This window comes from Pseudomonas sp. AC070, from assembly GCF_979258635.1.
The window spans coordinates 2,243,647-2,256,438 of record NZ_OZ409871.1 but is presented as its reverse complement, the minus strand read 5'-3'; the positions used below and the strand labels follow the sequence as shown (position 1 = coordinate 2,256,438).

At 62.0% G+C, this 12,792-nt stretch carries 9 protein-coding genes; all 9 read right to left on the bottom strand.

Going from position 1 to position 12,792, the window contains the following annotated elements:
* Nucleotides 1–12: 12 nt before the first annotated feature.
* The 9 genes from ACZZ0Q_RS10165 to ACZZ0Q_RS10125 all read right to left on the bottom strand — a co-directional run bounded on the left by ACZZ0Q_RS10165 (nt 13) and on the right by ACZZ0Q_RS10125 (nt 12,608).
* Nucleotides 13–921: a carbohydrate ABC transporter permease gene (locus tag ACZZ0Q_RS10165; protein WP_122495602.1), complete on the bottom strand. Its 909-nt coding sequence runs from the start codon at nt 919–921 to the stop codon at nt 13–15.
* Nucleotides 922–1,053: 132 nt separating this feature from the next.
* Entirely contained in the window at nt 1,054–2,346 is a 1,293-nt protein-coding gene (locus ACZZ0Q_RS10160) for an ABC transporter substrate-binding protein (RefSeq protein WP_463560535.1), read from the bottom strand.
* A 126-nt stretch (nt 2,347–2,472) separates the two neighbouring features.
* Nucleotides 2,473–3,741: a D-mannose isomerase gene (locus tag ACZZ0Q_RS10155; protein WP_463539104.1), complete on the bottom strand. Its 1,269-nt coding sequence runs from the start codon at nt 3,739–3,741 to the stop codon at nt 2,473–2,475.
* A gap of 369 nt (nt 3,742–4,110) precedes the next feature.
* Nucleotides 4,111–5,082 carry a serine O-acetyltransferase EpsC gene (epsC, locus tag ACZZ0Q_RS10150; protein WP_463539105.1) on the bottom strand — a complete coding sequence of 324 codons (972 nt, stop codon included), beginning with the start codon at nt 5,080–5,082 and terminating at the stop codon, nt 4,111–4,113.
* 186 nt (nt 5,083–5,268) lie between these two features.
* Nucleotides 5,269–6,267 carry a TauD/TfdA family dioxygenase gene (locus tag ACZZ0Q_RS10145; protein WP_463539106.1) on the bottom strand — a complete coding sequence of 333 codons (999 nt, stop codon included), beginning with the start codon at nt 6,265–6,267 and terminating at the stop codon, nt 5,269–5,271.
* Nucleotides 6,264–7,655, bottom strand: a complete 1,392-nt coding sequence (locus ACZZ0Q_RS10140) for a diaminobutyrate--2-oxoglutarate transaminase (protein WP_463560533.1) — start codon at nt 7,653–7,655, stop codon at nt 6,264–6,266. Before ACZZ0Q_RS10140 ends, ACZZ0Q_RS10145 begins: the two co-directional genes overlap by 4 nt.
* 636 nt (nt 7,656–8,291) lie before the next feature.
* Nucleotides 8,292–9,185, bottom strand: a complete 894-nt coding sequence (locus ACZZ0Q_RS10135) for a TauD/TfdA dioxygenase family protein (protein WP_463560531.1) — start codon at nt 9,183–9,185, stop codon at nt 8,292–8,294.
* A 55-nt stretch (nt 9,186–9,240) separates the two neighbouring features.
* On the bottom strand, nt 9,241–10,149 hold the full coding sequence (locus ACZZ0Q_RS10130; protein ID WP_463560529.1) for a TauD/TfdA dioxygenase family protein: 909 nt from the start codon (nt 10,147–10,149) through the stop codon (nt 9,241–9,243).
* 47 nt (nt 10,150–10,196) lie between these two features.
* The gene (locus tag ACZZ0Q_RS10125; protein ID WP_463560527.1) at nt 10,197–12,608 is read right to left on the bottom strand and encodes a TonB-dependent receptor; all 2,412 of its coding nucleotides are present in this window, start codon (nt 12,606–12,608) and stop codon (nt 10,197–10,199) included.
* Nucleotides 12,609–12,792: the final 184 nt, after the last annotated feature.

Below are 12,792 nucleotides of genomic sequence, written 5' to 3'. Positions count from 1 at the left end.
ACAGCAATGGAATCAGTCATGGCGTTTGTTCCGCAGCTCGGAGTACAGGTACGGCACCAGAATGGTCAGGATCGCGCCCAGCATCAGCATGGCGCTGGCTGAACCGATGCCCATCTGGCCGCGGCTGAAGGTGAAGGAATACATGAACATCGCCGGCAGGTCGGACGAGTAACCAGGACCGCCTGCGGTCATGGCCGCCACCAGGTCGAAGCTCTTGATCGAGATGTGCGCCAGAATCATGAAGGCGCTGAAGAACACCGGCCGCAGGCTCGGCAACACGATGCGCAGGTAGATGGTTGGCAGGCTGGCGCCGTCGACCTGAGCCGCACGAATGATCGATTGGTCTACGCCGCGCAAACCGGCGAGGAACATCGCCATGACAAAGCCGGAGGCCTGCCACACGGCGGCGATCACCAGGCAGTACACCACGCGTTCCTGATCCACCAGCCAGTCGAGGCGGAAGCCTTCCCAGCCCCAGTCGCGGAGCATTTTGTCCAGGCCCAGGCCTGGGTTCAGCAGCCATTTCCAGGCGGTACCGGTGACGATCATCGAGAGCGCCATCGGGTACAGGTAAATGGTGCGAATGAAGCCTTCTTTGCGAATGCGCTGGTCCAGCAGCACCGCGAGGAACACGCCGAGTATCAGGCTGATGGCGATAAACATGCCGCCAAACAGCACCAGGTTTTTACTCGCAACCCACCAGCGGTCGTTGTCGAGCAGGCGCACGTATTGCTGCACGCCGACCCACTTGTAGCTCGGCATGAAGCTGGAATTGGTAAAGGACAGAATGAACGTCCAGAGGATGTATCCGTAGAAGCCCACCAGAATCAGCAACATGCTCGGCGCGACGACCAGTTTCGGAAGCCAGCGTTGCAAGGTGTCGAACGGTGAGGCCTTGTTAAATACCGCCACGGTGCTCATCGGCATAACCCAGTTTTAGAGAAATTCAGTCCAAACGCTCCCCGCGACGCAGGCGTGGCCGTTGTCGAGGGGCTGCCGAGGCAGCAGAGCGTTGGAGGTAAAGCTGCCGGCGAACCGGCAGCGGTCAAGCACTTACATAGCGGCCTTGATAGCCGAAGCCATCTGCGCACCGGCCTTGGTTGGGTCGGCGTTTTTGTCGCTCATGAAGTTGGTCACCACATCGAAGATCGCCCCTTGTACCGCCAGGGAGGTCGCCATGTTGTGGGCCATGCTTGGCTTCAGGGTGCCGGCTTTGTCGGCGGCCTTGAAGTCGGCCATGGCGGCCTGGCCACAGCTGTCGAACTTGCTCATATCCAGGTCGTCACGCACCGGGATCGAACCCTTGTTCTGGTTGAACACGTACTGGAATTCAGGCTCGAGGATGATCTTCGCCACTTCGTTCTGCGCAGCGATGTTGCCCGGCGTGTTGTTCTTCGCCGAGAGTTTGAACATGGCCAGCGAGTCGATGTTGTAGGTGAAGCTGCCTTGCGTACCTGGGAACGGAACACATTCGAAATCGGTGCCGGCTTTCTTGCCTGCCGCGCTCCACTCGCTCTTGGCCCAGTCACCCATGATTTGCATGCCGGCTTTGCCGTTGATGACCTTGGCCGCTTCCAGGTTCCAGTCCTGGCCGGTGCCGTCCGGGTCCATGTAGCCCTGGAGTTTCTTCAGGGCTTTGAACACTTCGGTCATTTTGGCGCTGGTGAGGGTGTCTTCGTCCTGGTCAATGAACGCTTTGGTGTAGCCGTCAGCACCCATGATGCTCAGCACCAGGTCTTCAAAAACGGTGCTGTCTTGCCACGGTTGACCACCGTGAGCCAACGGAATGAAACCGGCGGCCTTGAATTTTTCAGCAGCGGCGAAGAGTTCGTCGAGGGTGGTCGGCGCCTTGTCGATGCCGGCTTTTTTCATCGCGACAGGGTTGATCCACAGCCAGTTAACGCGGTGGATGTTCACCGGTACGGCCACGTAGTGATCGTCGTACTTCATCGTGTCGGCGACGGTTTTGGACAGCAGTTTGTCCCAGTTATTGGCCTTGGACACATCGTCCAGCTCGGTCAGCAAACCGAGGGCGCCCCAGTCTTGCAGGTCAGGGCCTTTGATCTGGGCGGCGGAAGGTGGGTTGCCGGAAACGGCGCGGGTTTTCAGCACGGTCATGGCAGCAGCACCACCACCCCCGGCCACGGCACTGTCTTTCCAGGTGTAGCCGTCTTTTTCCACCAGCTTGCGCAGCACGTCGATGGCTTTGGCTTCACCGCCAGACGTCCACCAGTGCACCACTTCTACAGTGCCTTTGGACTCTGTAGGGGCATCGGCGGCAAGGGCGCTGAGGGGGAATAGGGAGGCGAGGGAAATAACAGCGGCGAGTCGGTTGATCGCGTTCATCTGAAGTACCTTCTTGTTGTTATACAGGCAAGTCGGAAGCTTGCGTTGCGATGGATTCTAATCAAGCGTTTTAGCTCCTGAGGTAACGAAGGGACGCGTAAATGTCACAGCTCCGTGACAAAACTTTTAGGTTCGTGGAAATACGATGGAGAGCTCGGCCAGCGCGGCTGTGAGGCTCGGCGCCAGGCCAATTTGCGGCAGGCAAACAGCCTGATACGCGTGATACAAATCCGGTTTTCCGGCCCAAATAGTGGCCGACGGCACGTTGTGAACATCCAGTTCGTGGTGCCAGCTGCCTTGCTCGCGGTCGATGAAATAAGCCTCGATAAAATCCCAGAACCGCCGGTACCAGACTTCATAACGCTGCTCGCCCGTGCGCTTGAGCAACGCCGCTGCGGTGGCACTCGCCTCGGCATGCACCCAATGCAAACGGGGGCGCACCACGGGCTTGTTTTGCCAATCCAGCGTATAGACCAACCCCGGCGCACCATCGACATTCCAGGCGTAGCGGCAGGCCGCATCGAACAACCCAACGGCGTCATGCAGCAGCCAATCGGGCGCTGCGTAGTTGGCGCGTTGCAGCGAAGCTTCCAGGTGCAGCACCAACCGGGCCCATTCAAATGCATGGCCGGGCGTGGTGCCGTATGGGCGAAAACCATCGGCTGGATTGGCCAGGTTGTAATCCAGTTGCGGCTGCCATTGGCGGTCGAAATGTTCGATGACGCCGTAGCCGTTGTCGGCCGCGTGGCCATGAATCAGTCGCTCAACCATCCGCAGCGCGCGCTCTAGCCAGCGGGTTTCGCCGGTGGCGTCGGCCAGGGCGAGGAATGCTTCAGTGCCGTGCATATTGCTGTTGGCACCGCGATACGCTTCTTCGTCGGTCCAGTCGCGAGCGAAGGATTCGCGTAGCGCGCCCTCCTCCTCGCTCCAGAAATATTCATCAATTATCTGCACCGCCTGCGCCAACAACTGCCCGGCACCCGCAGCGCCCGCTTGCAGCGCCGAACTGGCGGCCAACGCCACGAACGCATGCAAATAAGCGGCTTTGCCAGTGTTGCCGTCGCGGTGTTCAGCCACCGCAAACCAGCCGCCATGCTCGGCATCGCGCAACGGCCCGAGCAACGCGGCGACGCCGTGCTCAACCAACTCCAGGCAACCGGGAATGCCCTGCACATGAGCCATGGCGAAACTGTGGGTCATGCGCGCCGTGTTCATGGTTTCGGCCACCGCATCGGCGGGCAAACGGCCCTGCGCATTGAGGTTGGCAAAGCCCTGCTCAACCCGAGCGGCCTTGGCAAAACTCAACAAGCGCAGGCCCTCGGTTTGCAACCAAACGTGGTGCGCGGGGGCATGCAGCCAGCTGGAAAAATTCGCGTCGATGCGGTCGCCGGTCATGGGCGTTCCCTGTGTAAGTGGATTGGCGTTGAGGTGCGCCAAATTCTACGCAGCGTATGAGCGGGAATTTTCGATTCGGTGCCAAGAAAAGTGTCACGGGTCTGTGACAAATGCCCGGACTAGAGGCGGTGAAGGGATTTGAGACGGGTTCGGTAGTTGTACAGGGTTTCGATAACGGCGTCCGGCGCACCCTCTCCCCTAGCCCCTCTCCCCAAGGGGAGAGGGGAACTGAGCGGCGACTCGCTGGGCTCCCCTCGCCCGCTTAAGGGAGAGGGGCTGGGGGAAAGGGCCGGGCCAAACGCCTGCTTTCGAGAATCTTTCAGACTCGCCAGAACATCAAAAGCGCGGCTAACGGGTTTAGCACCGGGATCACTGACCCGCCGGCTGGCTTTGCGCCGAGGCCTGGCTGACGTTGCTGCCGGCCGGCACGCTGCGCGTGAGCCAGACGTTGCCGCCGATGGTCGAGCCTTTGCCCAACGTGATGCGCCCCAGAATGGTGGCGCCGGCGTAAATCACCACGTCGTCTTCCACAATCGGATGGCGCGGTTGGCCCTTGTGCAACTGGCCGTTTTCGTCGGCGCTGAAGCGTTTGGCGCCCAGAGTGACGGCTTGGTAAATACGCACGTGGTTGCCGATGATGGCCGTTTCGCCAATCACCACACCGGTGCCGTGGTCGATAAAAAAGCTATGGCCAATCTGCGCGCCGGGGTGAATGTCGATGCCGGTCGCCGAGTGCGCCAGCTCGGCACTGATACGCGCCAGCAGCGGCAAACCGGCCCGGTATAAATGGTGCGCCAGGCGGTGGTGAATGACGGCAAGAATGCCGGGGTAGCACAACAGCACTTCGTCCACGCTGCGGGCGGCTGGGTCCCCTTGGTAGGCGGCGATCACATCGCTGTCGAGCAAGCGGCGAATGCCAGGCAAGGCGCTGGCGAAATCCCGAACGATGGCCACTGCCGCCGCCTCGCCATTAGGCTCTTCGCCGCGTTGGCGCGCCGCGTAAGCGAGCTCCAGGCGCACCTGAATCAGCAGGCAATTAAGGGCATTGTCGAGGGTGTGGCCGACGTAGAAATCTTCGCTTTCCTGACGCAGATTGCTCGGCCCCAGCCGCATGGGAAACAGCGCACCAATCAGCCCTTCGAGAATATTCGCCATGGCCTGCCGCGACGGCAATTCGCGCCCCACCAACTCCCGCGAACGGCCCGTGCTACTGCGCCACTCGGCGCGCACGGCATGCAGTTCGCCGACGATTTTCTCCAGTTGCCAATTCACCGGTTGGCTGACGGCCTCGGTGGGGGTTGGCGTGAGCTTATCGAGGCCGGCGTTGAGCTGTTCAGACATGGCAATCCCAAGGCACGAGGCCGAATTAGACGGGATGGCTACTCTAAGTCGCGGCTCGGAAGGCGCCTAAATAATTAATTCGTTTAGGCATAGAACCAAATGAAAGGACCAGCCGTTTTGATTTTCGTAGGAGCGAGCTTGCTCGCGAAGCGTTTGATTTTAAAAGCTTCGCGAGCAAGCTCGCTCCTACAAGGGCGGATCGTCGTTCGCTGCGCCATGCCCCTGCGCCATCGCCACGATCACCTTGCGTTTGCCGGTGAAGGTCGCGCGGGCGTGGGCGGCGAGCATGTTGTCGAGCATCAGCACATCGCCGGCTTGCCAGGGAAAGCTGATGGCGCAACCGTCCAGCACGCTGCGTATTTCGTCGAGCAGGCTGTCTTCGATGGGGCTGCCGTCGCCGTAGTAGACGTTTCGCGGCAGGTCTTCTTCATCAACGATGTCCAGCAGATTTTGGCGAATGTCGGCCGCCAGGTTGGAGACGTGGAACAGATGCGCCTGGTTAAACCACACGTCCTCCCCTGTCACCGGATGCCGCGCCACGGCTTGGCAAATCTGGCGGGTGCGCAGTTCGCCGTCGTCTTTCCACTCACAGGTGATGCCATGGCGCGCGCAATAGGCTTCGACCACGGCCGGGTCGTCGCTGTTGAACACTTGCTCCCACGGCACGTCGAGGCCATTGCCGAAGTTGCGCACGTACATCAGGCCGTGGCGATTGAAGCGTTCGTGAATACGCTGGGGAATGCGTCGGAAGATTTCACGGCTGTCGGCAATCGGCGTCTCGCCGCCCGTCTCGGCGGCGATCATGCTGTAGAACCAAATCTTCATCGGCCATTCGCGGGTGTAAGCCTGCTCGTTATGCAGCGGAATGCGTTGATGCGCCGGGTATTCGGTGGAGGTGTACACGCCCTGCGTCACGTTGCTGCGTGGTGTGGAGCCAAATTCGTAGTTGAGCAAGTCGTGGCCAAAACCGGCCGCGAAGGCACGGAAGCGCTCGGGCTCGCCCGCCTCGAAACCGCGAAAAAGAATGCCGCCCGCCTTGAGCAAATGGCTGTCCACCAGCGGTCTGATTTGCCCAAGCATTTCCAGCAAATCCAAGCCCGGCGCGGGCGCTTGAATCAGCAGTGGCAGCGCACCGCCGCCGCTGAGCAGCGGCCTGATCGTCAGCGCCTGGGCAATGGCGTTCATGCCAGCGCGTCCACGGCAGCGGCGAACGCGCGGGCGAAGCGTGCGGCCACTTCATCGATCTGTTCGGCGCTGATAATTAGCGGCGGCAGAAACCGCACCACGCTGCCGTGCCGCCCGCCAAGTTCCAGAATCAGCCCGCGTTTGAGGCATTCCGCTTGCACCCGCGAAGCCAGCGCTGTGAATGCGGGCGGATGGCCGAGGTTATCGACGGCGCCGCGCGGGTCCACCAGCTCAACGCCGAGCATCAGCCCGCGCCCTCGAATGTCGCCCATCTGCGGATAGTCCCGTTGCAGCGTGCGCAAATGCTCGGTCAGGCGTTCGCCCATGGCCGTGGCGTGGCTGGCGATATCGTGTTCGCGCAGATAGCGCAGCACGGCGGAACCGGCCGCCATCGCCATTTGATTGCCCCGAAAGGTGCCGGCGTGCGCGCCGGGCGCCCAGGTGTCGAGCCACTCGCGATACACCACAACCGCCAGCGGCAGGCTGCCGCCAATGGCTTTGGACAGCACCACCACATCGGGAAGGATGCCGGCGTGCTCGAAGGCGAACATCTTTCCGGTGCGGGCAAAGCCGCTTTGAATTTCATCAACGATCAGGGCGATGCCGGCTTGTTCGGTGATCCGTCGCAGGCCTTGTAGCCAAGCAATGTCGGCAGGAATCACACCGCCCTCGCCTTGCACCACTTCAACAATGACGGCAGCCGGCAACAGCACGCCGCCTTCGGGATCGTTGAGCAGGTTTTCCAGGTAATGGAGATTGACCTGCACGCCCTGCTCGCCGCCCAGACCAAACGGGCAACGGTAGTCGTAGGGATACGGTAAAAACTGCACGCCATTGCCGAGCACCGCCCCCAGTGGTTTTTTAGGGCCGTGGTTGCCCATCAGATTCAGCGCGCCGAGGCTCATGCCGTGGTAGCCGCCTTGGAACGACAGAATGCCGCTGCGACCGGTAGCCGTGCGCACCAGCTTCAGCGCGGCCTCCACCGCGTCGGTGCCGGTGGGGCCGCAGAACTGGATTTTCGCCTCGCGAGCCAGGGCCTCGGGCAGCACGGCGAAGAGGTCTTGCACAAACTGGTCTTTGACCGGCGTGGTCAGGTCGAGGGTATGCAGCGGCAGTTCGTCGTTGAGCACCTGGCGAATGGCGTCGATCACGACCGGGTGGTTGTGGCCGAGCGCCAGGGTGCCGGCGCCGGCGAGGCAGTCGATAAAGGTGCGGCCTTCGACGTCTTCCACGTAGATGCCACGGGCGCGTTTGAGCGCCAGTGGGATGCGCCGCGGGTAGCTACGGGCGTTGGATTCCTGGCGCTTTTGCCGCGCCAGCAGGGGGCTTTCTTCGAAGTGGTAAAGCGCTTCTTCCGGGGCGGTGACACGCGAGGCGGCGACTTGCATGGGGTGTGGAACTCCGAGGGTAGGCAGCGACGCAACCAAAGGCGCGCCCGCGCGTTCGGTGGCTGTTGGAAGAAGGGACGTGTGGGTGGGGGGGGAAATTTAGGCGGAAAGGGTTTTCCGCTGGGGGGAATGTGGGGAGGTGTTCTGACCTGACCCATCACTCGAAAAAAACCTCCGTCATCCTCGCGCACGCGGGGATCCAGAGTCTCAAGCCGTACACCGGTGTGAAGTGCGCAGGTATTCATTACCGCGTGTGCTGAACGTTTTTGTTTCGCGCCTTACGCGCGAGTCCCTTTTTTCAGTCGCCAAAAAAGGAACCAAAAACGCTGCCCCTACCTTGGCCTTCCGCTGTGCTCCAGGTCCCCTCCCTCCGTCGCCGCTCCGGGGGCACGGCGAGACGGGCCATCCTTGGCCCGACACGCCTTTCGCGGCTCCCGGCCGCTCAACCCCCTACACGTCGACTCCATTCGGCCTGCGATGAATGAGGCGGGTAGATCACAAGCCAGATCACAATCAAAAGCCTGTAAAGCGAGATCAAAAACATCGCGGCTAAAGCGGATCGCCGCCCGGCCGCTCCCACAGATCGCATCAGACCTGTGGGAGCGGCTTTAGCCGCGATTCCTGCAAACACCAATCTCAGAACGGCCGACTCCCCGCCAAGCTGATCCGTTTAAGGTTACGCCGCTCTTTAGCGTCAAAGGCGTTGCGGGCATGCAGGGTGGCTTGGTTGTCCCAGTAGACGATGTCGCCGACTTGCCATTTGTGGGTGTAGTAGAGCTTGGAATTTTGCAGGTGTTGGCGCAGGCGAGCGATCAGTTCTTGGCCTTTTTCGGGGTTGTAGCCGGGGATTTCCACTTCAGTGTGCACGCTGAGAAAAAGCAGTTTTTTGCCGCTGTCGGGGTGCACGCGCACCAGCGGATGCTCGGTGCCTTGGATGGGTTCGATGTCGGGCGTTCGATAGGTGACGAACGTGCCGCCGTAGCCACCGCTTTTCAGGCGTACGAAGGGGTTGTAGTTGATCAGGCGCAGGCCTTCGATCTCGGCTTTGGTGGCTTCCGGCAATGTTTCATAGGCCAGGGCCAGGTTGGTCCAGCTGGTCTCCCCGCCTGTGCTGGGCACTTCCAGGGCGTAGAGCAACGAGCCGGCAGACGGCGTGGGCGTCCATTGGTGGTCGCTGTGGGCGGGCAAGGCGAAGTTGCCCAGTTCGCCCCCCTCGGTATTGGCGACGCGAACGATGGCCGGCGCTTTGCCGTCGGCGCCGGAGGACAGTACGGGAATATCGGCCGGCGGCTGGAATACCGAGCCGAAGTAGCTGGTGAAGTGCAGGTACTGCGGGTCGTCCAGTTGCTGGTTTTTGAAGATCAGAATGTGGTGGTCGCGCAGGGCTTGTTTCAATGCCAGCACCTGTTCGGCGGTCAAGGGTTGGCGGGCGTCGAGGCCGTGCACTTCGGCGCCCAGCGGGGCGTCGTGCAGCGGCACGATGGCGAAGGCGGGTTCGGTGTGGCGCAACGCGGTGGCGGCGTGGCTCATGGTGCAATTTCTCCAGGTGAAAAGGCCCGCCACGCTCGACGGGCCAGGAATGGGCTCAGGCTTTTGTGGTGGTGTGGCTGCGCTGACCGTTAACGCCGTAGGGCACTTCGCCGTGCAGGGTCACGCGGCGCACGATGCGCGACTGGTTGCCGTAGTCGTCGACGGCGTAGTGCTGGGTGGAGCGGTTGTCCCAGATGGCCACGTCGCCCACTTGCCAGGTCCAGCGCACGGTGTTTTCCAAGCGCGTGACGTGGCTTTGCAACAGGTTGAACAGGTGCGCCGAGTCTGGCGCGCTGTAGCCTTTGATGCGTTTGACGAAATGCCCGAGCAACAAGCTGCGCTCGCCGCTGACCGGGTGCACGCGCACCACTGGGTGCTCGGTTTCGTAGACGGTGGAGGTGAACACCTTGCGGTAGTGCTCGGCCGCTTCGACCTGAGCGTTGGGCTTGATGGCGGCGTAGTCGTATTCGTTGCTGTGGATGGCCACCAGTTTGTCGGCCAGCTCTTTCAGCTCGCTCGGCAAGTGTTCGTAGGCGGTGGCGGTGTTGGCCCAGGTGGTGTCGCCGCCGTATTCGGGCACTACCACGGAACGCAGAATCGAGGCTTTCGGGTAGGCGTCGACGAAGGTGACGTCGGTGTGCCACGAGCTGGCGCGCGCGCCTTTGGCGGAGTCCAGTTCGAGCAAGTAATGGGTGCCGTCCACCACCGGCACGGTCGGGTGTGCCACGGGTTCGCCGAGCAGTTTGGCGAAGGCTTCCTGGCTGGCGTCGTCAAGATGAGTCTGGCCACGGAAGAAGATGACTTTGTGTTCGACCAGCGCTTGCTGGATGGCGGCAACGGTGTCGGCATCCAAGTCGGCAGACAACGTCACGCCGCGAATTTCGGCGCCGATTCGGCCGGCCACGCGGCGGATGTCCAGGTGCAGGGTGTTGCTCAGGGGAGTGGCCAGTGCTGCATTGCTCATGGGTGGTTCCTCGCTTTCGGCTTGGTTTTTTAAGGGCAGGCTCGGGGTTAAAAGTCGTAACGCAGGGTCACGCCGGCTGTGCGCGGCTGACCCACCGACGCGGTGTAGGCGCCGTTCAGGTAGGCAAAGGCGCTCAGGTAATACTCTTTGTCGGTGGCGTTTTTCAGCCACAAGGAGGCGTCGAGCTGGCCGTCGCCGAGGTCGGTTCGCACCCCGGTTGAAAGGTTGACCAGGCCGTAGCCGTCGATCCGCGAGAGGTCGGAGTTGTCCAGCGTGCCTTCGGCTTCGGAGCGGTACGAATAGCTGGCGTTGACGTACGGTTCGAAGCCGCCGTCGGTTTGCCATTTGTATTCGCCGTTGATGTTGCCGATCCACTTCGAGGCGCCGACCACGGGCTCGCCGGTGAGGTCGCAGGTGGCTGGCGCACCGGGTGCCGTGGACACTTCGCCAGGGCACGGGGCGTTTTCGAAAGACAGGTAGGTGACGTCGTTGTACGAGCCGTTGACGTTCACCGTCAGGCCGCGTGTAAGCAGCGCCGTGGCTTCGAATTCCACGCCACGGCTGCGCACGCTGCCGGCGTTGGCGAGCACTTGTACGAGGTTGGTGCTGCCGGCCGGTTGATACAGCGTGGTGGCCTGGTAGCCGTGGATGCCGGTCCAGAACAGGTTGGCGTTCAGCAACAGTCGCCGGTCCAGCAATGTGCTTTTGAAGCCCAACTCGGCATCGTTGGCGCGCTCAGGGCCGACCAGCAAGGAGTCAGCGCCAGCCGTTGGCGCGCTGGCGACGGCCAGGTTCACACCGCCGGATTTCTCGCCATGGGACAGGCTGGCGTAGCCCAACACTTCGTCGCTGAACTTGTAGCTCAGGCTCAGCAGCCCCGATGGCGACGCGTTGTGCAGGCTCAGGTCGCCAGAGTCGTAGGCGCCCAATTGACGGTTGCGCACGGTCAGCCCGGCGCCCGTAACAGGCGCCCCGCCCTCTGGTGCGAAACGTTCGACCTTGGCTTGTTTCTCTTCATAGGTGCCGCGTAACCCGGCGGTGAAGTCCAGGCGGTCGGTGAGGTGGAAGGTGCCTTGGCCGAACAGCGCGTAGCTGTCGGTGACCACTTTGCCGTTGGCTTTGGTCGACACGTTGTTCAGCGCGCCCAAGCTGTTTTGCGGGCTTGGTAGCAGGAAACGGTCGGCATCGGGGCCGTAGTCGGTGAAGGTTTTGTTGCCCAGGTTCGAATTGAAAACGTAGGCACCGACCACGTAATCGAAGAAGCCACCGGTGGGCGAAGCCAGGCGAAATTCCTGCGAGAACTGACGGTCGTGCACTTCCACGCCGGTGTTGTTGATGGCCGACACGTCGAGGCTTTCGTCGTTGGCCGGGGTGAAGTGCCAGTAGCGGTAGGCACTTACCGAGGTCAGCGTGTATCCGCCATTGAGGTTCCAGTTCGCCTCTACCGAACTGCCGCCCTGGTGCACGCTAACGTTTTGCCGACCATTGATATTCACCACCTGGCGATCACGGTCGTACACCGGCGAGGCGCCGACCAGCGCCGCGCGGCTGCGGTATAGCGCCGGTGCGCCGTAGACGACCATGGTGCCGGTGCTGGAATCCTCCTCGTTATAGTCGTTGATCCAGCGCAGGCTGAAGTCATCATTGGGCTGAAACAGCAGCTGGCCGCGCACGCCCTGACGCTCGCCGCCGTTGAGGTCGTCGCCGTTATAAATGTTGTGGGTGTAGCCATCGTCGCGGGTGCGGTAGGCCGAGAGGCGCCCGGCCAGGGTGTCGGTCAGGCCGCCGGATACGGTGCCCTTACCCTGGAAATAGCCGTTCTCGCCGCCCGACACTTCCACCGTGCGCTCGGGGCTGAAGGTGGGTTTTTTCGTGCTGATATTGAGCACACCCGCCGTGGTGTTCTTGCCAAACAAGGTGCCTTGCGGGCCGCGCAGCAGTTCGATTTGTTCGATGTCGAGCATGTCGAACACGGCCATGCCGGGGCGGCCTAGGTAGACGTTGTCGAGGTAAATGCCGGCGCTGCCTTCCAGGCCGTCACTGGCCGGGTTATTGCCGATGCCGCGCACCGCCACGCTGGATTGGCGCGCATGAATAAAGGCGACGTTGACGCTGGGCAGCACTTGCTGCAGATCCTGCACGCGGTAGATGCGCTGGGTTTCCAGAGTCGCGCCGCTGAGGGTGGTGATCGGCGTGGGCACGTCTTGCGCGTCTTCTTCGCGGCGTCGGGCGGTGACGGTGACTTTCTGCAACGCCGTCTCGCTTTTTGCGGTTTTGCCGGCAGTCGCCGTGGCAGCAGCGCCCTCCTCGCTGGCGGCGGTGTCTACGGTTTCGCTGGCCCAGGCGCCGGCACTGCTGAGGGCCAACATCAGGGTCAAGACATAGTCCGGCGTGGCCAAGCGGCTCAGGTTCAGGGGCCGCGCCAGGCGCTGGGTAAACGGGTGACTGGTCGAACGCATCGTGCACATCCTTATTTGCTCGTTTGCCCGAACAGCGGGCAAAACGATCCCCCACCGCGCAATCGCGGTGCTCGAAAAATTGGCTGGGTTGTCGGGGCGAGTACGCGGGGCGCGAAGCCTACGTCTGCCGGTTCTTCAGGCCTGGCAACACATGCACAGGCGAGCGGCGCGGTCGTCGCGGGCT

Bases quoted from the DNA above. Each gene is read 5' to 3' on its own strand.
- epsC (WP_463539105.1), bottom strand. From the start codon at position 5,082: ATGTCTGAACAGCTCAACGCCGGCCTCGATAAGCTCACGCCAACCCCC.
- ACZZ0Q_RS10155 (WP_463539104.1), bottom strand. From the start codon at position 3,741: ATGACCGGCGACCGCATCGACGCGAATTTTTCCAGCTGGCTGCATGCC.
- ACZZ0Q_RS10165 (WP_122495602.1), bottom strand. From the start codon at position 921: ATGAGCACCGTGGCGGTATTTAACAAGGCCTCACCGTTCGACACCTTG.
- ACZZ0Q_RS10130 (WP_463560529.1), bottom strand. From the start codon at position 10,149: ATGAGCAATGCAGCACTGGCCACTCCCCTGAGCAACACCCTGCACCTG.
- ACZZ0Q_RS10135 (WP_463560531.1), bottom strand. From the start codon at position 9,185: ATGAGCCACGCCGCCACCGCGTTGCGCCACACCGAACCCGCCTTCGCC.
- ACZZ0Q_RS10160 (WP_463560535.1), bottom strand. From the start codon at position 2,346: ATGAACGCGATCAACCGACTCGCCGCTGTTATTTCCCTCGCCTCCCTA.
- ACZZ0Q_RS10145 (WP_463539106.1), bottom strand. From the start codon at position 6,267: ATGAACGCCATTGCCCAGGCGCTGACGATCAGGCCGCTGCTCAGCGGC.
- ACZZ0Q_RS10140 (WP_463560533.1), bottom strand. From the start codon at position 7,655: ATGCAAGTCGCCGCCTCGCGTGTCACCGCCCCGGAAGAAGCGCTTTAC.
- ACZZ0Q_RS10125 (WP_463560527.1), bottom strand. From the start codon at position 12,608: ATGCGTTCGACCAGTCACCCGTTTACCCAGCGCCTGGCGCGGCCCCTG.